This is a genomic window from Streptomyces sp. NBC_01454 (assembly GCF_036227565.1).
Taxonomy (GTDB): Bacteria; Actinomycetota; Actinomycetes; order Streptomycetales; family Streptomycetaceae; genus Streptomyces.
Genome location: NZ_CP109460.1, coordinates 1500972 through 1521580, shown reverse-complemented (window position 1 = coordinate 1521580; position 20609 = coordinate 1500972). Strand labels below are relative to the sequence as shown.

Genomic DNA, 20609 nt, shown 5'->3' with positions numbered 1-20609 from the left:
GGGGCGCCGCGATGCCGCACCGTCACTCCTCGCCCCCGCGCCGCGCCCTGGTGGCGCTGGTGCTCGCCGTGCTCGCGCTGGTCCTCGCCGGCTGCGGCCGGGAGGGCAGCCCGCCGGTCAAGGGCCCCAAAGGCAGCGAACTCCCGCAGTACCCGGTCGCCAAGAACTTCCGGCTGCCCGCCTCCCCGACCTGGGTGCAGGCCAAGCGCCGCGGCCATCTCGTCATCGGCGTCAAGGAGGACCAGCCCTACCTCGGCGAGAAGGACCCGGCCTCCGGCCAGTACACCGGCTTCGACATCGAGATCGCCAAGATGATGTCCGCCGCGCTCGGCTTCCCGCCCCACACCATCGAGTTCAAGACGATCGCCTCGGCCAACCGCGAGACCGCCCTGCAGAACGGCCAGATCGACCTGTACGTCGGCACGTACACCATCAACGACAAACGCAAGAAGCTGGTGGGCTTCGCCGGCCCCTACTACATGGCCGGGCAGTCGCTGCTGGTGCGCGCCGACGAGAACGACATCCACGGCCCCCAGGACCTGGCCGGCAAACGCGTCTGCTCGGCGGCCGGCTCGACGCCCTACCAGCGCATCCAGGCCGAGTACCCCAAGGCGGTCCTGGTGTCCTACGACACCTACTCGGTGTGTGTGGACAACCTGCTCACGTACCAGGTCGACGCGGTCACCACCGACGACGCGATCCTGCTGGGCTACGCCGCCAAGGTGCCCGACGAACTGAAGGTGGTCGGCAAGCCGTTCTCCAAGGAGCCGTACGGCATCGGCGTCCCCCGCGGCGACCACGCGCTGCGCTTCGCCCTCGACGACGCCCTCGCCGCGAACGAGAAGAACGGCAACTGGAAGAAGGCCTACGACGCGACCCTCGGCCTGTCCGGAGTGCCCGCCCCCAAGCCGCCCCCGATCGACCGCTACCCGGCGTCCTGAGCCGCCAAGGAACCGACCGATGAACGTTCTTCTCGACAACCTCTCCCTCTACGGGCAGGGCCTGCTGGGTACCGTCGAACTCACCGTCTACGCCTCGCTGCTGGCCCTCGTCCTCGGCTTTCTGATGGCTGCCTTCCGCGTCGCACCGGTCGGCTCGCTGCGGGCCGTCGGCACGGTGTGGGTGAATGTGCTGCGCAACACCCCGCTGACGCTGCTGTTCTTCGCGGTGGTGCTGGGGCTGCCGCGCTTCGGTCTGGTGCTGCCCTTCAAGCTGTTCGCCGTCCTCGCGCTGGGCTGCTACACCTCGGCCTTCATCTGCGAGGCGGTGCGCTCCGGCATCAACACCGTGCCGACCGGACAGGGCGAGGCGGCGCGCAGCCTGGGGATGTCCTTTCCACAGACCCTCGGCGACATCGTGCTGCCGCAGGCCTTCCGGTCCGTCATCCCGCCCATCGGCTCCACGCTGATCGCGCTCGCCAAGAACTCCGCGATCGCCGGCGCCTTCAGTGTCGTCGAACTGCTCGGGGTCTACAAGCCGCTCAGTGAGATGGGCTACAGCATCATCTGGACCTTCGTCTGGATCGCCGTCGGCTATCTGCTCGTCACCCTGACCATCAGCGCGATCTTCCACGTGCTGGAGAAGCGCTACGGAGTGGCCCGATGACCACCGCCCTCTACGACGTCCCGGGCCCGCGGGCCCGGCAGCGGCACCGGCTCTACGGCATCGCCTCGACGGTGGCGATCCTCGCGGTGCTCGCCTGGATCGTCTCTCTCCTCTTCACCACCGGCCAGTTCACCGCGGCGAAATGGACTCCCTTCACCTACAAGGGAATTCAGGACCTGCTGCTCACCGGACTCGGCAACACCCTGCGGGCCTTCGGCTTCGCGGCCGTGCTGTCGCTGGCGTTCGGCGCGGTGTTCGCGACCGGCCGGCTCTCCGTGCACCGGGCCGTGCGCCGGCTGAGCGCCGTGGTGGTGGAGTTCTTCCGGGCCATGCCCGTGCTGGTCATGATCTTCTTCATCTATGTGGCGCTGAAGGCGGAGCCGCTGGTCGCCCTGGTCGCCGGGCTGACCCTCTACAACGGCTCGGTGCTCGCCGAGGTCTTCCGCAGCGGCATCAACGCCGTCGACCGCGGCCAGCGGGAGGCCGCCTATGCGCTGGGGATGCGCAAGACGCAGGTCATGACGCAGGTCCTGGCGCCGCAGGCGGTCCGGGCGATGCTGCCGGCCATCATCAGTCAGCTGGTGGTCGCCCTGAAGGACACCTCGCTCGGCTACCTCATCACCTACGAGGAGTTCCTGCACGCCGGCAAGCTCATCGCCTCCAACCTCGATTACGACCTGCCGTTCATCCCCGTCGTCATGATCATCTCGCCGATCTACATCGGGATGTGCATGCTGCTGTCCTGGCTGGCCAACTGGGTCGCCAGACGCCAGCGCCGCAACCCGAAGGTCGAGGCCGTCGAGGTCGCCGCCCCGGAGCCGGGCACCCTGCTGCCGGGAGGCCCCCGCCCACCGTCGGTGTGAGCGCATGGCCGGCCACGCGCTCAGATCTGTAGCCGCGAGGGGACGTGGGCGGGCACATCGTCGGCGTGCTCCAGCGCTGCGGCAATGGCGACACGGACCCCGGCGGTCGACGTGGCCAGCGACATGCTCGGTGCCCCGAGGTTGATGTCCAGGGCGGCAATCTCCGGGAGGTGGGGCAGATGGAGCCATCCGGTGCGCGGTGGGAGGCCGTGGGTGGCCACGTATCGCAGCACGCCGTACATGAGGTGGTTGCACATCAACGTGCCTGGCGCGTCCGAGATGTCAGAGGGGATGCCGGCCGCACGCATCGCCAGGACCATCGCCCGCAGGGGGAGAGTCGACCAGTACGCGACGGGGCCGTCAGGATCGGTGAGGTCGCCTTCCCACACCCGCCCGCTGTTGTCGGCGACCCCGTAGCGGGCGGAGTCATTGAAGTTCTGGGCGATGCGCTCGACAGTGATCATGGACCTTCCGCCGTACTCGCCCAGCATCACCACCAGGTCCGGAGCAGTCCGGTCGATGGCGTCGGCGACGACGTCGATGCAGTCGGACCATCTGCTCGGTGCCACCAGCCCGGTGATCGCAGCACCCTTGAGTTCCGTACCGTCGAGTGCTTCGGCGACGCCTTGCGCAGGGTTCACCGGTGTCGCGCCATACCGCTCGAAGCCGGATACCAGTACCTTGGTCACTCGTCACACTCCGTGCCATCGGCTTGGCCGAGCGAGACTGACACCCGCACGCGTCGGTGTGAAGACGACCAAGCCCGGACCTCTGCAACAGCGTGACGGTCAGCCGCGTCCCCAGCCGAAGCGGCCGCGCTGCCCTGGCGCGCTGCTGCGTCGGCACCGCTCCAGCCCTTTCCGGCTCAGCGACAACGCCCGATGGATTCAGGGTATTTCCCGAGAGTGTTCCACGCGACCGCGACCGCGACCGCGACCGCGACCGTGACCGTGACCGCGGGCGCAGTCGCTGCGAAGCGGGCGGTCCCTGGTTGGCCGGTTGAGCGTCCGGGCGGGCAGCCGAATCGATGGTGATCAGGTCCTGGACCGAGCGGACGAGTCGGCCCCGTTTCGCCAGGCCCGGGCCATTCGGAACACCGCTTCCCGGGTGGGGGGCGGTCCGGGTGCCCGGGGCTTTTGGCGCATGCACACTACTCGCGCACCGGCACCGACACATAGGACGGATCGTCCGCCGGGGAGGAGAACGTCAGTCGGGCGCCGCTGGGGTTGTGCTCGATGTACAGCGGGTCGACGGTGTCCACGACGACCGCGAGGCGGTGGCCGGCCGGTACGTCGTAGGCCGTGGAGAACAGGTCCAGGTCCACGCCGAAGGGCTGGTTCGGGGTCTTGTCGTGGAAGGTGTACGGCGCGTGGGTGACCAGCTTGCCGATGCCGAGCGGGCCCACGTCGTAGAGGTAGGCGATGGCGGTGCCGCTCTCCGCGGTGCTGGTGAGGGTGGTGTGCAGCCGGGTGGTGCCGCGGACGCGCTGCCCGGTCCCGTAACGCTCCGACTGCCAGACGGCGGCCACCGAGCGCGGCAGCAGCGGGATCGAGGCCATCGGCGGCAGCCGGAAGAACTGGTCCATCATGCTGGAGAGGATGACCAGCCCGCCGTCGGCGCCGGAGTCCCAGTTGGTGTTGATCTGCTTGCTGCCGTCGAGCTCGATGCGCCGCTGTGCGGACGGGACGTCCTTCCAGCTCTTGTAGCCCTCGTACGCGCCGGTGGAACGGGACTTGAGCAGCACCGGCGACTCCCGGTTGACACCGTTGTCCGCGCCCTTGAGGTAGTGGTCGAACCACCGCTGGGTGTCGGTCCAGGTGTCGTTGGGCAGCCCGAACAGCCCGAGCCCTTCGGCCGTGGCATGGTCACCGGGGCGGAATTCCAGCCGCTTGGGGCCGGTCAGCTTCTCGTAGAAATCGGCGGTCTGGTTGGGCGGGAAGATCGAATCGCCCCAGGCGTTGCCCAGCATGATGGCGGCGCCATTGGCGTTGATCTTGTCGAGGTAGGTGGCGGGGGAGCGCTTGCGCCCCCACGCGATCAGGTCCTTCTCCTTGTCCAGGTTCGAGGCGAGGAAGTCCTTCATGATCGTGCGGAATTCGGGGCTGGGGCGTCCGGTCAGCGCGCCCGTGGCGCCCAGGAACTCCGCGGCCTGCCGGTGCTCGGTGCGGCCGCTGTAGATCGAGCCGACGAGGTCGCCCCAGCCGCTGAGCGCCGCGACCGCCTTGATCCGCTTGTCGAACGCGGAGGCCAGCAGGCTGATCCCGGCACCGTAGGAGACCCCGGCCATCCCGACCTTCCGTGGATCGGCCGGGGTGTGGGCCAGCGCCCAGTCGATGACCTTCGAGGCGTCGGCGACGTCCTTCGGGCCGGCGGTCTCGATCTCCCCGCCGGACTGCCAGAACCCGCGCGAGTTGTATCCGACGACCACGTAGCCCTTGTCGGCCAGCTTCTTGGCCTGCGCCATGTACTCGATCTGCGGCATCGACCAGCTGGTGGGCAGCACGATGACCGGGTAGCGCCGGGTGCCGTCCGCATCGGACGGAGTGAAGACATTCGCCTTGAGGGTGATCCCGCCGTCGCCCTCGATGTCGACGAACCGCACCGGGGCCGAACTGTCCGAGGACGCTGTGGCGGGGGCCGATCGCGGCGTGGCCGCCTGCGCCGGTGCGACGGTGAGAACCGTGGTGGCCAGCAGCGCTGCCGAAACGGTGCCGACCGCGGCGCGCTGGGTCGTACGGGAGGGCCTCATCTTCTGCTCCAGATCTCGATGCGGGCCCGCCGCACGCTGTCACGGGACAGGAGGGGGCGTACGGCGGGCCCGAGTTGACTGGAGAGTAAGGTCCACTCCTTACCTCTGGTAACCCATCGGTAGGTTACGGCTGGGTAACGCCCTTGGGGCGGGCGGGAGTCGGGAGGCGGAGAGGGGTGGAGGGGCGGAGGAGAATCGCGGCGACCGAGGTGCCGACCGAAGGAAGGAGGGGGAGCGGTGCCCCAGACACCGTTCGACGAGAGCGAGCGCCTGGTGTGGGCGGGGAACGCGGCGGCCTACGAGGCCGGGTTCGCCAAGTTGTGCGCCCACATGGTGCCGTTGCTGCTGGACGCCGCGGGGGTGCGCGCGGGCGCCCGGGTGCTGGACGCCGGGACGGGGACCGGCTCGGCCGCCGCGGCAGCCGGTGCGCGCGGGGCGCGGGTGACCGCCGTGGACGCCGAGCCCGATATGGCGCGGCGCGCCGCACATACGGTGCCCGGCGCCCGCGTTCTGGTGGCCGCGCTGCCGCAACTTCCGTTCACGGAAGGTTACTTCGATGCCGTCGTCGGCAACTTCGTGCTCCATCACGGCGGGCGGCCGCGGGCGGCCCTCGACGAGCTGCGCCGGGTGACGCGGCCGGGCGGCCGGATCGCGCTGACGGTCTGGGCGGCCCCCGCCGCGGCGGGGCAGGCGCTGCTCGGCCGGGCCGTGGCGGCCGCCGGGGTGGCCCGTCCGCCGTCGCTGCCCGCGCTCGCCCCCGAGGAGGACTTCCCCCGCACTCCCGCCGGCCTCACCGGTCTGTTGCGGGACGCGGGCCTGACGGAGGCGGACTGTGCGCCGCTGTCCTGGGAGCACCGCACGACACCGCAGGAGTGGTGGAGCGGACCCGCGGCAGGAGTGGCGACGATCGGCCAGGTCGTGCTCAGCCGGGGCCCGGCCGTCACCGAGCGCATCCGGCACCACTTCGACCTGCTGGCGCAGGAGTTCACCGCCACGGACGGCGCTCTGGTACTGCCCCACACGGCGCTGCTGGCGTCGGGGCGGGTGGCCGGATAGCGGGGGTGGGCATCCGGCGGCGGGCCCGCCGCCGGTGTGAGCGGGCGGCGGGGCCGGGCCTGCCGTGGGTCAGGTGCCGCTCATCAGCTCGCCGAGGCCGGTGCGCAGATCGTCCGCGTTCATCACCGGCTGCAGCGAGACCTGCGCGTTCAGGTCCATGAAGAACGATTCCAGGAGCGTCGGCATCTGCCATGACTCCTGCATGTCGAAGTAGAAGAAGGCGGTCCGCTCGCCGTCGTCGAGGGTGAAGTAGGCCGCCTCCGGCTTCAGGGCGGCGAGGGCCGACTCCATGATCTTCGACAGACCGCCGTTGCGGATCACTTCGTTGCCTGTCTCGGTGGGTATGCGGGCCTTCAGAACCATCCTCATCGGGCTCATTCCTCGCGTCGATCGCGTGGGGTGGGGGATCGCGGCGGTGAACCGGGAGGGCCGGGCGCTCGGCGGGTACGCGGCGGGCCCGTGGCGCACCGCTCGTTCGTCTGTGTCGCTGTCTGCTCTCAGGGTCTCACGCCCTCGCCCGCAGCGGGGAGCTCCGGCTGCCGGGCGCCCGGCAGCCGGAGCCCGGGGCCCTCAGGAAAGGGTCGGCAGCGGCTCGGCGCGGCCGCTGGGAGGGACCTCCTCGGCCGGCGGTACCGGCCCGGGCGGGGTGCCGTCGCCGAACGGCCGGCCGCCCAACTCCTCGCGGTGGTGCGGCAGCAGCCAGCCGCCGAGGTCCGGCCCCAGCGGGACGATGCCGGTCGGGTTGAGGTGGGTGTGCACCCGGTAGTAGTGCTGCTTGATGTGGTGGAAGTCGACGGTGTCGCCGAAGCCGGGCGTCTGGAAGAGGTCCTTGGCGTAGGCCCACAGCACCGGGTCCTCGGCCAGCTTGAAACCGTTGCACTTGAAGTGGCCGTGGTAGACGGCGTCGAACCGGACCAGCGTCGTGAACAGCCGGATGTCGGCTTCCGTGAGGGTGTCGCCCACGAGATAGCGCCGCTCGGCCAGCCGCTCGGACAGCAGGTCCAGGCGCCGGAAGAGATCGTGGAAGGCGGCCTCGTACTCGCCCTGCCCGGTGGCGAAACCGGCCCGGTACACGCCGTTGTTGACGTCCCGGTACACACCCGCCATCACGACGTCGATCTCCTCGCGCAGCGGCTCCGGGTACAGATCGGGCGCGCCGGGCCGGTGCAGCGCCGTCCACTGGGTCGCGAGGTCCAGGGTGATCTGCTGGAAGTCGTTGGTGACCAGCTGCCCGGTGGGGATGTCGACGACGGCGGGGACGCTGACGCCGCCCGGGTAGCCCTTCTCGCGGGCGTCGTAGGCCTCGCTGAGGAAGCGGATGCCGAGGACCGGGTCGCGGCCGTCGGGGTCCAGGGTGAAGCGCCAGCTGCGGTGGTCCTGGATCGGGTCGGTCAGGGCGAGCGAGAGCGCGTCCTCCAGGCCGAGCAGCCGCCGCGAGATGACGGCGCGGCTCGCCCAGGGACAGGCGCGGCTGACCACCAGCCGGTAGCGGCCGGCCTCGACCGGCCAGCCGTCACGGCCGTCGGCGGTGATCCGGTCCGCGAAGTGGCTCCTGGAGCGCTTGAACGGTTTGCTGCCGTAGCCGGTGTTGCCGCCGTCCCCGGTGGCACCGTCGCTGCTGGGATGGGACATCACCGACTCCTTCCGTCTGCGGTTGCCCGGCGCCTCAGGACGCGGTTCTCCTCACGAGCCTTCCCGGCCCGGCGCGGATATCCCGTCTCCCGTCTCATCCGAGGCGGGTGAGATCGGGCCGCAGCCGGTGCCAGACCGGGTGCCGCAGCCGGCCCGCCGACGTCCAGCCGGTGAAGGCGACCTCGGCGACGAGCCGGGGCTCGGCCCAGTGCGGCCCCGCGATGTCCACGGGGTTCACGAACGGCGACCGGTCGAGCGGAATGACGCCCAGATACTGCGCCAGCTCCTGACGCTCCCGTGCGGACAGCCCCGACCCGACGGACCCGACATAGCGCAGCCCCGCCGGCTCCGCGACACCCGCCAGGACGGAACCGGGCAGCCCGGCCAGCACTCCGTGGCCCTCCGTCCAGCCCCCGATGACCACGTCGAGGGTCTGCAGATGCTTCGTCTTGCGCCACTCGGGTGATCGCACGCCGGGCAGATACGCGCTGGTCAGCCGCTTGGCCACCACCCCTTCGAGGCCGCCTTGCAGCGAGGCCTCCCACGCCTGCTGTCCATGGCCCTCGACATACGCCGGCGCCGACCAGTTCGGGCCGCGCAGCCCCAGCCCGGACAGGATCGAACGGCGCTCGTAATACGGCGCACCGAGCAGCGAGCCGGCCAGATACATGATGTCGAAGAGGACCAGATGCACCGGGTGCTCCATCGCCAGCCGGGCGGTGCGCCGCGGATTGACCACGCCCATCCGGCGCTGCAACAGCCCGAAGTCCGGCCGTCCGCGGGAGTCCAGCACCACCACCTCCCCGTCGAGCACCGCCGGCCGGCCGCGCAGCTGCGCACCCAGCGGGCCCAGCTCCGGGTAGGTCGCGGTCGCGTCGTTGCCCGCCCGGGTGATCAGGCGGATGGTTCCGTCGCCCGCGGTGTTGACGATGCAGCGCGCGCCGTCCCACTTGGCCTCGAAGGCCCAGACCGTCTCCTCGCCCGCGGCGGGCAGCGGGCCGACCGTGGCCAGCATCGGCCGGATCAGGGGATACGGGGCCGAGCCACGCTCGGCGGTGGGGGCCATGGTTCGATGATCGCGGGATACCGGGGCGTTCGCAGATCGGCGGGCGGCCGCCCGGCCCACGGGGCCCGGACCGGCCGTGATCCCGGCGCACCGGCCCCGACTCCCGGCCCCACCCGCCGACCGCCCCGACGCCCTGCCCCTACCGCCGTTCCCCGCCGCGCGTCGTCCCACCCGCGGGGAGCCGCTCCTCGCCCTCCGTGTTCACATGCGGCAGGATCCGGTCCAGCCACCGGGGCGTCCACCAGGCCGCCGGGCCCAGCAGCGTCATCACCGCGGGCACCAGCAGCAGGCGCACCACGGTGGCGTCGATCAGGACGCTCACGGCCAGACCGAGGCCCAGCATCTTCACCACGATGTTGTCGCTGACGAGGAAGGCCGCGAACACGCTCACCATGATCAGCGCGGCACAGGTGATCACCCGGGCGGTGATCTCCAGCGCGTGCGCCACGCTCGCCTTGGCATCGCCGGTCCGCAGCCATGCCTCGTGCACCCGCGAGAGCAGGAAGATCTCGTAGTCCATGCTCAGCCCGAAGACGATCGCGAACATCATCATCGGGACATAGCTCTCGATGGGCACCGTGCCCGAGACCCCGAGCGCCGGACCGCCCCAGCCCCACTGGAAGACCGCCACCACCACCCCGTACGAGGCGGCGATCGACAGGACGTTGAGCACCGCGGCCTTCACCGCCACCAGCAGGCCCCGGAAGACGATCAGGATCAGCATGAACGCGAGGGCGACCACCACCGCGATGATCAGCGGCAGCCGGCTGGCGACGATGTCCAGGAAGTCGACCTGGCCGGCGGTCGTGCCCGTCACATAGCCGTCCGCGTCGGTGCCCTTCACCGCCTGCGGCAGGACCTCGCGCTCCAGGCGCTTGACCAGGTCGGTGGTGTCCCCGCTCTGCGGGGCCTGGGTGGAGTACGCGGTCCCGGTGAGCACCGCGCCGTCCGGGGTGGCCTTCAGCGGGGTGATGAGGGCCGCGCCGGGGACATCGGTGAGCGCCTTCCGGGCCTGCGTCGCCAGCATCGGGCGGTCCGCCTGCGGGACCGCGGACTCGTCGATGACCAGGGTCAGCGGACCGTTGGAGCCGGGCCCGAACGCCGAGGACATCAGGTCGAAGGCCCGCCGGTCGGTGAACGACTTGGGGTCGGCGCCGTCACCGATGTGCCCGAGCTGGATCGAGAAGACCGGGATGGCCAGGACGACCACCACCAGCACCCCGCCGGCCAGGTACCACCACGGGCGGCGCTCCACCCGCTGGGCGTACCGGTGCCAGGTGCCGCGCGCCTCCTCGCCCGGCGGGGCGTCGGTCTCGGCGATGGGGCGGCGGACGTGCAGCCGGTCGATCCGGCGCCCGATCAGTCCGAGCAGCGCCGGGACGAGGGTGAGCGCGCCGAGCACCGCGGAGACCACGGTGAGGGCGGCCGCCACCCCGAGTTTGCCGATGAAGGAGAGCTGGGAGACCCACAGCCCCATCAGCGCGATGATGACGGTGCAGCCGGACACCAGCACCGCCCGGCCGCTGGTGGCCACCGCCCGGCCCGCGGCGGTGACCGGGTCCGCGCCGTCCATCAGGTTCTGCCGGTGCCGGGTGAGCAGGAACAGCGCGTAGTCGATGCCGACGCCGAGACCGATCATCGTGGCCAGCGTGGGCGAGACGGTGGCGAAGACGGAGACGGCGGCCAGCAGCCCCAGGCACGCCACCCCGCACAGGGCCCCGATCAGCGCGGTCAGCAGCGGCACCCCGGCCGCCAGCACACTGCCGAAGCCGACCAGCAGCACCAGGATCGCCACCGCGAAGCCGATGATCTCGCTGGTCCGGTCGTCGGGCGCCGGCCGGGCCAGCTCGCCCAGCGGCCCGCCGTACTCCACCTCCACGCCCGCCGAGCGCAGCGGGCCGACCGCCGCGTCGACGCCGTTGAGGTAGACCGGCTTCAGGGTGGACGGCTGCACGCTGAAGCGCACCGTGATGTACGCGGTGCGTCCGTCGGTGGAGAGCGGGCCGACGTTCGGAGTGCCGGCCGGCGGCTTGGCGGGCGCCGCGCCGGGTGCGGGCAGCGGGTTCTGTGCGGAGAGCACCTCCGGCAGTTTCCCGAGGGCGGTGACGGCGCCGTCGATCTGGCTGCGGACGGCGGTCAGCGGCCGGTCCGCGTCGTGCAGCACGACCTGGCTGCTGTAGCCGCCGGCCTTCGGCTCGTGCGCCTTGAGCACATCGCGTCCTCGTGTCGACTGGACGCCGGGCAGCGCGAAGTCATCGGAGTACTCACCGCCGTAGGCATGTTGCAGCACCTGCAGGCCGGCCAGGGCGGCCAGCCACAGCACGATGACCACGACGAAATGGCGGGCGCACCACTCCCCGATGCGGCACAGCGCCCCCCGGGGACGAGGGGCGCCGGACGCGGCAGGGGCGCCCGGGGTCTTCGGCAACGACATGGTGCTCCCGAATGAACGCCGGCCCTCCTGGCACATGCGGACAGTCAGCATTCAACGGCGGTTCGTGCGCCGCGGCACGTCCACCGGGGATCCGGGTGTCGGCCGAACGGGTGCACGGCGGTGCGGGAGGCAGCCCGGCAGGAGAACGCGTGGGCGTCTGCATACCGGTCTGCATACCGCTGGGCCGTGCGCTGCCTCCTTCGTTCCGCAGCGTTGGGTCCGCCAGGTCAGCCATACTGCGCCCGCTCTGGTGGTGTCGTGGTCGAGGTCATCCGGCCGGCGTCACGATTCTGGAGGCACCGAGCACCCGCCCGTGCGCGTCAAGCGCCCTGACCTGGAAGTACGGGCCCGGGTTCGCTGTCGCGAGCGCGGTCTCGAACCCGGTGCGGGGGGCGCGTCCGACGACCCGCAGGGAGCGGGGATGGGGTCCGGCGAGCAGTTGCCACCCTCTGGTCTCCGTGGATCCGTTCCACGAGGCGTGGACGACGCTGCGTCCGCCCCTGGCTCGTGCCGCTGCACTCGGTGGGTAGTACGGCTTGCCGACCCATCGGTTGCGGAAGGCACGGTAGGAGATGTCGGAGCCCGGCATCTTTGCGTCGTAGAGAAGGTTTTGCTCGCCGTTGTTCTGGGAGTTCCCCGGATAGGCGTACTCCGAGTAGTAGGAATTCTGCCCCCACCCGATGAACTGGTTCCCGTGGGGGAGGGCCTGCGTGTTCCCTTGGGAGGCGGAGAACAAGGGCGGTGCGTGGTAATAGGTCTGGTCGACGGTCGCCCGGCGGTGCGCGAAGTCAAGGTTGAGGATCAGGCCGTGTGACTCCTGCTCCGGTGTGCCGTCCGGCTGGCTGCAGCAGCCGTCGTCGAACATGCTGATCCGGCGCCCCGGCCGGAACCTGGCGTCGTGCTGCCAGAAGAAGTCCGCGTTCGGACCGAAGGTGAAGGCGCTCTTCTTTCCGCCGAGTTGCCAGCGGATCCGGCCGTTCCTTCTGAAGATGTCGTAGACCGCCCACATGTTGCGTGTCGAGATCAGCAGTTCACCGTTGGGTCCCTCATCGATCGAGTTCATGTGGTAGGCGTCCCACACCCCTCCGGATGACGACGCATCGGAGGCGGGCACCTCGGAGTCGGCCGGATTGACGTGATCGAGAATGTCCCATGAGAAGACGAGTTCCCCGGTGGCGAGGTCGACCTCCTGCACCTCGCTGTCCAGGATGGCGCCGTCCTGCGGACCGCCGTAGGGCCTGAGGTCCATGGGCACCGGCTTGGTCGCGATGAACAGTGCGGTTCCTCTGCGGGTCAGGGTGAATTCGTGCTCGTCCGGATGGAAGCCGTGACGGGCGAAAACAGTTCTGACCAGTTTGTAGTGGCTGTCGTAGATGTAGTAGCACCCGCCCGGTTCGGGGGCACCGCCCGGCAGGTTGGTGTACGCGGGCGGAATCGCGATGGATCCCTGCCACCAGGTCAGCACGGGCTCCGCCCTGCGGTTCCGGTGGTTGTAGTACGTCTGCACCTTGAAGTCGGCGTTCTGCAGGCTCGTCGAGGGCAGCGGCCGGAACCAGACCGGCTGACCGGAGTTGTCGGAAATCAGCGCTCCGGTCTGGCCGATCATCGGGCTGCTGATGGTGTACGGGCCGACGAAGATTTTCCCGGGTGCCGTCCCCCGGCGCTGTGCGGTCACGCTGACCCGCATGGGACGAAGCCGCGGCGCGGAGACGAAGCTCCACACGCCGGGGCCCGAAGTGATCAGCTCCGGTGCAGGGGGGCTCCCCGTCGGAGGCGCCGGCTCGGTCGCACACAAGCGGGGCCCTGGCGGCGAACTCGCTTCGGCGGGAACCACACAGCCCGCGAAGGCGAGCCCCACGGCCAGCGTGCCGGAACCTGCGGTGCGGCTCATCCGCCTCATGGCGCCAGCCCACGGCTTTCCCTCTGCCATCATCACTCCATCGCGAGGTGCCACATTCATCAGCCGCCCGGGAACGTCCGTCAGCACGCTTCGAAGCCGGGAGAGCTGCACTTGCCGGTGACGCTAAGCACTGCGGTCAGCCGCTGCCCGCTGGAGGCCCGGTCCGGTGGGCCGTTCACCCGGATACCCGGCGTGTCGGTGCCGTCGGGACGGCACGGTCCCGCACTGCGGGCGCTCGGTCCGGGCAGTAGGCAGCGCAGCGACCGACACGGTGTCATCACCCGCTCCGGCCGGCTGCCTTCGGACCTCTCCCTGATGACGCGACATACGGCTCACACCATCCCAACGGGCCATCAGACCGGCGCCTGGGCAGGCGCGAACGGACCGTCGGTGCCTACGGTCACGGAGCGTCGGTCCCGGCATCGAGCCTGCCTGGGCGTATGGCCGGGAGAAGGACGACAGGAAGCGGGCACAGGTGCGGTCATCAGCAAGGAGTGAAGCCGCCGGGCACACCACTCCGCTCCGGCGAGGCGTCCGCCGCTTCCTTCCGACGGAAGGAAGCCGGCGGGTGGGCAGTCGGAGGGGACGCGTCGGATGGTCGAGCAGGCCGGCGGCTGCTGTGCTGCTGGCGATGGTCCTCACCGGGTGCGGGTCCGTCACGCCCTTGGAGGACTCCGACGGTTCCGGGGCAACCACGGGCAACGGCGACGTGGTCGGCACTCCCACCCCGCTGCGCAACGTGCCCCGCGAACTGTCCACCGTGGCCGACGGGAAACTGGTCGTCTACCGCATGCCGGGCATGCAGGGAAACCGGATCAAGGCAACCGCCATGCTGTTCACTCCCCGAAAATCTCCTCCGCCCGGCGGCTGGCCGCTTTTCGTTTGGGGTCACGGGACCGTCGGATGGGCACCGGAGTGCGCACCGAGCGTCCAGCTCCAGGAACACAAAAAATGGGCCGACGGGCCGAACGCCGCGTTGTTGGCGGCCGTCCTGAAGATGGGAATTGCTGTCGTGGCCCCGGACTACGAGGGGCTGGGGCCGACGGCAGCCGGCGTCACGGCCGGACACGGCTATTACCATCTTTCGAGCGAGGGCAAGTCAATGGTCTTCGCCGCGGTTGCCGCGAAACGATATCTCGGCGGCAACGCGTCCGGGAAATGGGTACCGGCTGGCTGGTCCGAAGGAGGGTTCGCTGCGCTCGCCGCCGCGTACTACTCCCGGTTGTCCAAGAAGGCAGAGCCCGCTCTGGAATACCGGGGCACGATTGCCCTCGCCCCCGTCCCGGACGTCCCCGCCATGAACAAGCTGCTGTGGCGGGACATCGCGAACGCGTCCAAACCCGGGACCCGGCCCACGGATCGGCAGATCGATCAGCTGGTCTTCGCCAATGCGGAAACCATCTACTTCACGAAAACCCAACGCCGTGCGGGCTATCGCATCGACCCCGGACAGATCTACGGCCAGAATATGCTGAAATTCTATCAGCAGGACTGGCGGACGTGTCTGGACGATCTGAATGCAATGGTCAAGCGTAATATCAAAAACTACCTGAATTCCTCGCCTTCGCACCGTTTGGATTCCTATCCGGGGATCCGTGGAGACGGCCCGAACTCGCTGCCGGAGAACAGGCGATTCTACGAACAGAACCAAGGGAAGCTCGAGAACTCGACACTGCCGGGCTCGGTCCTCTGGCTCTATGGCGCCGATGACATCACCAGCCCGAGCGCGGTCACGTACCACGTCGTCAACAAGATGCTGGCCAACGCCAACGACATCAACCTCGCCGTTTTCGAGGGGGCCGGCCACTATGACGTCCCCACGGTCGGCCTCCCGCTGATTCAGGCACGCCTGCGGCAGCTCTTCCCGGTGAACCCATGAGCGGCCGCCCTTCGCCGTAGCCGCCCGGCCCTTCCTGCTTCCCGTACGGCTCCGTACGATTCCTTATGATCGTTCGCGGCACGGCACGAGGTGAGGACGGATCCGCTGATGAATGGTCCCCGGGCGTCGGGTGAGTTCCGCAGGTCCCGCAGCCGGCCGGCCCGTCGCAGCCGTCCGGGTGCCCGGGCGGGGGCCGTCCGATGAGCCGGGCGGTGCTGGTGACCGGGGCCTCGCGGGGGATCGGCCGGGCGGTCGCGGAGATCTTCGCCGCGCACGGGGACCGTGTCGCGCTGCATTACGCGTCGCGGCGGGAGGCGGCCCAGGAGGCGTTCGCGGGGCTGGCGGGCAGCGGGCACGTCCTGGTGCAGGGGGACGTGGGCACGCCGGAGGGGGCGGCGGCGCTGGTCGAGGCGGCCGTGGACGGGCTGGGCGGCGTCGATGTGCTCGTCAACAACGCGGCGGCCAACGAGCCGCATCCGCTGGACCGTACGTCCTTCGAGGAGTGGCAGCGGCTCTGGCGGCGGCTGGTGGACGTGAATCTGCTGGGGGCGGCGCATCTGACGCACTGCGCGGCGCGGAACATGATCGAGCGTGAGGTGAGCGGGCGGATCGTCAACATCGGGTCGCGGGGCGCGTTCCGGGGGGAGCCGGACCACCCGGCCTATGGCGCGACGAAGGCGGCGCTGCAGGCGATGGGGCAGTCGCTGGCGGTCCATCTGGCGCCGTACGGCATCGGCGTGGCCTCCGTGGCGCCCGGCTTCGTCGCGACGGAGCGGGTCGCGGACCGGCTGACAGAGGAGGTGCGGCAGCAGAGCCCGTTCGGCCGGGTCGCCTCGCCGCAGGAGGTGGCGTCCGCCGTGCACTACCTCGCCTCGCCGGAGGCCGTCTGGGTCTCCGGGGCGGTGCTCGACGTCAACGGGGCGTCGTATCTGCGCTGAGCGAAGCCGGGGGAGCCGGGGAAAGCCGAGCGGCGTCGGAGACGCCGGGACGTGCCGGGAAAGGGGAAGCCCCGGCCGAACGGGGGAATTCGGCCGGGGCGGCTCGGGGGTGCGGGATGCCGGCGGCTGCCGGCGTTCCTGCCGCGCGGTGGTGGGCCGGCTTCCCGGGGGAAGGGCCCTCGGGCACCGTCGTGCGGCCCCGCTTCCAATTGAACGATAAACCATGGGGTGAGCTTCCGGCATGCCGGGTGACGGCTCTCACCCTTCGCCGCCGGTCGCCGTGGCCGGCCGGCAGCACCGGCCGGCGGGGACCTCACCCCCCGTGCGGCCGCCGTCGGGGGCCGGGGCGTCACGGCTCGATGCGGAGCGGACGGAAGCCGTCGTCCAGCAGGCGTGGCAGATACCACTCCAGCGCCTGGACGGTCTGGGCGCGCTCGCCGCCGCCGTCGTGCGACAGGACGATCGCGCCGGGACGGACCTCGTCCAGGACGGTGTCGGCGATGATCCCGGCACCGGGAGTCGTCCAGTCCTGTGAGTCGACCGCCCAGCCGACGGGTGACATGCCCAGGTCGTTGCAGATGCTCAGCGACGGGTCGTCCCACGCTCCGTACGGGGCGCGAGCCAGGTCCGGGGCGCTGCCGAGGACGTCCTCGATCAGGCTGCTGGTGCGGCCGAGTTCGCTGCGGACGGCGCCCGGCGGCAGCGTGGTGAGCTGCGGATGGGTCCAGGTGTGGTTGCCGACGGCGTGCCCCTCGTCGGCGATGACCTGCAACAGGCCCGGGAAGGCGACGGCGTTCTCCCCGATGACGAAGAACGTGGCACGGGCACCGTGGCGGTGCAGGATCCGCAGGATCTCGGGGGTGTGGCGGGGGTGCGGCCCGTCGTCGAAGGTGAGGAAGACCTCGCGGCGGCCGGCGGACAGCGTGAAGGCGACATCGGGGTGCGGCGGCGAGGCACCCGGACCGGAACGGGAGGTCTCGCCGGCCATCGGGCGCAGCCGGTAGCCGTCCGGGACGCCGCCCGTGGCGGGTCGCCCGGCGCTCTGCCGGGGCCCGGCGCCGGCGGCACGGGGCGCCGGCGGGCCGGTGCGGTGCGGGCCGCCCCTCTCCGCGGCTCCGGACGGGAACAGCAGGCGGCCGGCGGAGAGCGCACCGAGCACGAGCGCGGCCTTGAACCACGCCCGCCGGCCACTTGTGTGCTCATCGGATGTCACCCTTCACGTGCTCTCACGCGCCCTCCGGGGGCCGCGGGAGCGACACCGCGGCGGGCGGGTTCCGTACCCGATCGGCCCGCACGGCCGGGCCGGCCGCCGTCGCCCGCACCGTCGCCCGCACCGCGGCACGGCTCCGCGAGCCTCCCCGGCCCCTCGCCGGGCGGCCCCTAGCTTGTCCGCCTATGAGCCATTTCTCCCTGCCGAAGCGGATGATGGTGGGCCGTCCACTGGACAGTGCGCGGCTCGGCGAGACGCTGCTGCCCAAGCGGCTCGCGCTCCCGATCTTCTGCAGCGACCCGCTGTCCTCGGTCGCCTACGCCACCGAGGAAATCCTGCTGGTGGCCGGCCTCGGCGGGGTCGCCCTGCTCTCGTTGACCTGGTACGCCGCGGCCGCCATCGTGCTGGTGCTGGTGGTCGTCGTGGCGTCCTACCGGCAGACCTGTTACGCCTATCCCGGGGGCGGCGGCGCCTACATCGTCAGCGCGCGCAACCTCGGCCGGAACGCCGCACTGACCGCGGCCAGCGCGCTGCTGGTGGACTATGTGCTGACCGTCGCGGTGTCCGTGGTGTCCGGCGTTGCCGCGATCACCTCCGCGATTCCGTCGCTGGGCGGCCATGACGTGGCGCTGTCCGTGGGGTTCGTGGCGCTGCTGGCGCTGATGAATCTGCGCGGCGTACGGGAGTCGGGGCGCGTCTTCGCCGTCCCCACCTACGGATTCGTCTTCTTCGTCTATCTGATGTTCGGGTGCGCGGCGGTACGGATGGCCACCGGCGCGACCCTCCGGGCCGAGTCCGCGGATCTGCCGCTGCACGCCGTGTCGGGCTACTCCGGACTGGCGCTGGTCCTGCTGGGGATGCGGGCGTTCGCCTCCGGCTGCACCGCGCTGACCGGCGTCGAGGCGATCAGCAACGGCGTGCCCGCCTTCCGCCGGCCCAAGAGCCGCAATGCCGCCACCACGCTGCTGATCATGGGGTTCTTCTCCGTCACCATGTTCAGCGGGATCACCGTCCTGGCGATGCTCTACGACGTCCATGTCGCGGCGCAGCCCATTGACCTGGGACTGCCGCCGGACACCACGATGCCCACCGCGCTCGCCCAGATCGCCCGCACCAGCTTCGGCGGCGCCGACACCCTCTTCTATCTGCTGCAGGCCTTCACGGCGGGGGTGCTGATCCTCGCCGCCAACACGGCCTTCAACGGCTTCCCGATGCTGGCGTCGATCCTTGCGTCGGACCGCTTTTTGCCCCGGCAGCTGCGCAACCGAGGCGACCGGCTGGTGTTCTCCAACGGCATCATCCTGCTCGCGCTGGCCGCGATCGGGCTGATCGTCCTGTTCGACGCCCAACTCACCCGCCTCATCCAGCTCTACATCATCGGCGTCTTCGTCTCCTTCACGCTCTCCCAGACCGGGATGGTCCGGCACTGGCGGTCCGCACTGGCGGAACCCGGGCTGCCGCGGCGGGAACGGCGGCGGCACCGGCGCTCCCAGGCGATCAACGCATGCGGTGCGGTGCTCACCGGGGTGGTCCTGGTCATCGTCCTGATCACCAAGTTCGTGCACGGCGCGTGGATCGTGGTGATCGCCATGCCGCTGCTGTTCACGGGGATGCGGTCGGTGCACCGGCACTACCGGCGGGTCGAACGGGAGCTGACGGCCTCGCCCGGTGCCCGGCCCTGGGAGCCGGCCGGCAGCTATGTGATGGTGCTGGTCAACGCCCTGGACGCACCCGCGCTCAAGGCCCTCGGCTACGCCCGGGCGATGCGTCCCACCGCCCTGGACGCGCTGACCGTCGCGGTCGATCCGGACGAGGTGCGCGCTCTGCACGCGCAGTGGGACGCCCATGGCATCGACGTACCGCTCCAGGTGCTCAGCTCGCCCTACCGGGACTACACCCGGCCGGTGCTCGACCACGTCCTGGACGTCTGCCGGCGGCATCCGGGCGGCGCGGTCACGGTCGTGCTGCCCGAACACATCGTCAGCCGCTGGTGGGAGCAGCCGCTGCACAACCAGAGCGCCCTGCGGCTCAGGGTCCGGCTGCTGTTCAGCCCGGGGGTGACCGTGATCAACGTGCCCTACCGGCTGTCGGGCGGGGCGCCGGGGGGCCGGTAGCCACCTCCCGGGCCGGGCCCACCGGCCACCTCCCGGCCCGGACGGCCGGTGCGCCTCACGGGCTGACGGCCAGCACGATGTACGCGGCCAGCAGGGCCAGATGGACACCACCCTGCAACGGGGTGGCCCGGCCGGGAACGACCGTGAGGGTGCCGACGACCACGGTCAGCGCGAGCAGCACCATATGGCTCGCGCCGAGCCCCAGGACCAGGGGAACCGGCAGCCAGACGGTGGCCAGGGCGACCGCGGGGATGGTCAGCCCGATGCTGGCCATCGCCGAGCCGAGAGCCAGATTCAGACTGGTCTGGACCCGGTCGCGGTGCGCCGCGCGGACCGCCGCGAGGGTCTCCGGCAGCAGCACCAGCAGCGCGATCACGATGCCCACGGCGGACGACGGCAGCCCGGCCGCAGCCACCCCCGACTCGATGGTGGGGGACACCGCCTTGGCCAGGCCGACCACCGCGATCAGCGCCAGCGCCAGCAGCCCGAGGCTGGCCAGCGCGGCCCGTGCGGGGGGCGGATCGGCATGGTCGGCCCCCTCGATCACCTCGCCGGAGCTGGTCACCGGCAGGAAGTAGTCCCGGTGCCGGACCGTCTGGGTGGCCACGAACAGGCCGTAGAGGATCAGCGCGGCCAGCGCGGCGAACGCCAGCTGCGGAGCGGAGAACCGCGGCCCCGGCGTGCTGGTGGTGAACGTCGGCAGGACCAGGCTCAGTCCGGCCACCGTGGCGACCGTCGCCAGTGCCGCCCCCGTGCCCTCGGCGTTGAAGACGGCCACCCGGCGCTTCAGCGAGCCGACCAGCAGCGACAGTCCGACGATGCCGTTGCAGGTGATCATCACGGCCGCGAAGACGGTGTCCCGGGCCAGTCCGGCGCTCTTGACGCCGCCGTCGGCCATCAGTGTGACGATCAGCGCCACCTCGATGACGGTCACCGCGACCGCCAGCACCAGCGACCCGAACGGCTCGCCCACCCGGTGCGCGATCACCTCCGCGTGGTGCACCGCGGCCAGCACCGCCCCGGCCAGGAAGCACGACACCAGCACCACCAGCCACACCGGCAGCGTCAGGCCCCAGGTCAGCGCCAGCAGCACCACGGCCAGCACCGGGAGGGCGACGTTCCAGCGCAGGAGGGACGAACGGAGACCGGCGATCATGCCTCCG

General features: G+C 70.8%; 16 protein-coding genes. 7 read left to right on the top strand and 9 right to left on the bottom strand.

Annotated features, from left to right (window positions below; all coding sequences use genetic code 11):
• Positions 1-11 precede the first annotated feature (11 nt).
• From OIU81_RS06470 to OIU81_RS06460, 3 genes are read left to right on the top strand one after another with little or no spacing between them, the layout of a single operon-like run.
• Positions 12-941, top strand: coding sequence for a glutamate ABC transporter substrate-binding protein (locus OIU81_RS06470; protein ID WP_329144759.1), 930 nt, complete (start codon positions 12-14; stop codon positions 939-941).
• Between the two features lie 19 nt (positions 942-960).
• The gene (locus OIU81_RS06465; protein WP_329144757.1) at positions 961-1605 is read left to right on the top strand and encodes an amino acid ABC transporter permease; all 645 of its coding nucleotides are present in this window, start codon (positions 961-963) and stop codon (positions 1603-1605) included.
• On the top strand, positions 1602-2468 hold the full coding sequence (locus OIU81_RS06460; RefSeq protein ID WP_329144755.1) for an amino acid ABC transporter permease: 867 nt from the start codon (positions 1602-1604) through the stop codon (positions 2466-2468). The genes OIU81_RS06465 and OIU81_RS06460 overlap by 4 nt, the downstream gene beginning before the upstream one ends.
• 20 nt (positions 2469-2488) lie before the next feature.
• Here the strand turns inward: OIU81_RS06460 and pcp are convergent, their stop codons facing one another.
• Together pcp and OIU81_RS06450 are read right to left on the bottom strand one after the other, a co-directional pair.
• The gene (gene pcp, locus OIU81_RS06455) at positions 2489-3157 is read right to left on the bottom strand and encodes a pyroglutamyl-peptidase I (protein WP_329144754.1); all 669 of its coding nucleotides are present in this window, start codon (positions 3155-3157) and stop codon (positions 2489-2491) included.
• A gap of 461 nt (positions 3158-3618) precedes the next feature.
• Positions 3619-5217 carry an alpha/beta fold hydrolase gene (locus tag OIU81_RS06450; protein ID WP_329144753.1) on the bottom strand — a complete coding sequence of 533 codons (1599 nt, stop codon included), beginning with the start codon at positions 5215-5217 and terminating at the stop codon, positions 3619-3621.
• A 237-nt stretch (positions 5218-5454) separates the two neighbouring features.
• Between OIU81_RS06450 and OIU81_RS06445 the strand changes: the two genes are divergently transcribed.
• Entirely contained in the window at positions 5455-6273 is an 819-nt protein-coding gene (locus OIU81_RS06445; protein WP_329144751.1) for a class I SAM-dependent methyltransferase, read from the top strand.
• Positions 6274-6342: 69 nt separating this feature from the next.
• On the opposite strand, the gene OIU81_RS06440 is transcribed toward OIU81_RS06445, so the two are convergent.
• From OIU81_RS06440 to OIU81_RS06420, 5 genes are all read right to left on the bottom strand, one after another.
• On the bottom strand, positions 6343-6642 hold the full coding sequence (locus OIU81_RS06440; protein WP_329144749.1) for a hypothetical protein: 300 nt from the start codon (positions 6640-6642) through the stop codon (positions 6343-6345).
• Positions 6643-6843: 201 nt separating this feature from the next.
• Positions 6844-7905, bottom strand: a complete 1062-nt coding sequence (locus OIU81_RS06435) for a glutathione S-transferase family protein (RefSeq protein WP_329144747.1) — start codon at positions 7903-7905, stop codon at positions 6844-6846.
• A 94-nt stretch (positions 7906-7999) separates the two neighbouring features.
• The gene (ligD, locus tag OIU81_RS06430) at positions 8000-8971 is read right to left on the bottom strand and encodes a non-homologous end-joining DNA ligase (RefSeq protein WP_329144745.1); all 972 of its coding nucleotides are present in this window, start codon (positions 8969-8971) and stop codon (positions 8000-8002) included.
• A 139-nt stretch (positions 8972-9110) separates the two neighbouring features.
• Complete coding sequence (locus OIU81_RS06425; protein ID WP_329144743.1) at positions 9111-11405, bottom strand: MMPL family transporter; 2295 nt, start codon at positions 11403-11405, stop codon at positions 9111-9113.
• A 268-nt stretch (positions 11406-11673) separates the two neighbouring features.
• Entirely contained in the window at positions 11674-13080 is a 1407-nt protein-coding gene (locus tag OIU81_RS06420) for an arylsulfotransferase family protein (protein ID WP_329144741.1), read from the bottom strand.
• Between the two features lie 844 nt (positions 13081-13924).
• Between OIU81_RS06420 and OIU81_RS06415 the strand changes: the two genes are divergently transcribed.
• Together OIU81_RS06415 and OIU81_RS06410 are read left to right on the top strand one after the other, a co-directional pair.
• Entirely contained in the window at positions 13925-15184 is a 1260-nt protein-coding gene (locus tag OIU81_RS06415) for an alpha/beta hydrolase family protein (RefSeq protein WP_329144740.1), read from the top strand.
• Between the two features lie 200 nt (positions 15185-15384).
• Entirely contained in the window at positions 15385-16122 is a 738-nt protein-coding gene (locus OIU81_RS06410; protein WP_329144738.1) for an SDR family NAD(P)-dependent oxidoreductase, read from the top strand.
• A 349-nt stretch (positions 16123-16471) separates the two neighbouring features.
• On the opposite strand, the gene OIU81_RS06405 is transcribed toward OIU81_RS06410, so the two are convergent.
• Positions 16472-17335 carry a polysaccharide deacetylase family protein gene (locus OIU81_RS06405; protein WP_329144736.1) on the bottom strand — a complete coding sequence of 288 codons (864 nt, stop codon included), beginning with the start codon at positions 17333-17335 and terminating at the stop codon, positions 16472-16474.
• Between the two features lie 182 nt (positions 17336-17517).
• On the opposite strand from OIU81_RS06405, the gene OIU81_RS06400 reads away from it, so the two are divergent.
• Entirely contained in the window at positions 17518-19446 is a 1929-nt protein-coding gene (locus OIU81_RS06400) for an APC family permease (RefSeq protein ID WP_329144734.1), read from the top strand.
• A 55-nt stretch (positions 19447-19501) separates the two neighbouring features.
• On the opposite strand, the gene OIU81_RS06395 is transcribed toward OIU81_RS06400, so the two are convergent.
• Entirely contained in the window at positions 19502-20602 is a 1101-nt protein-coding gene (locus OIU81_RS06395; RefSeq protein WP_329144731.1) for a calcium:proton antiporter, read from the bottom strand.
• Positions 20603-20609 lie beyond the last annotated feature (7 nt).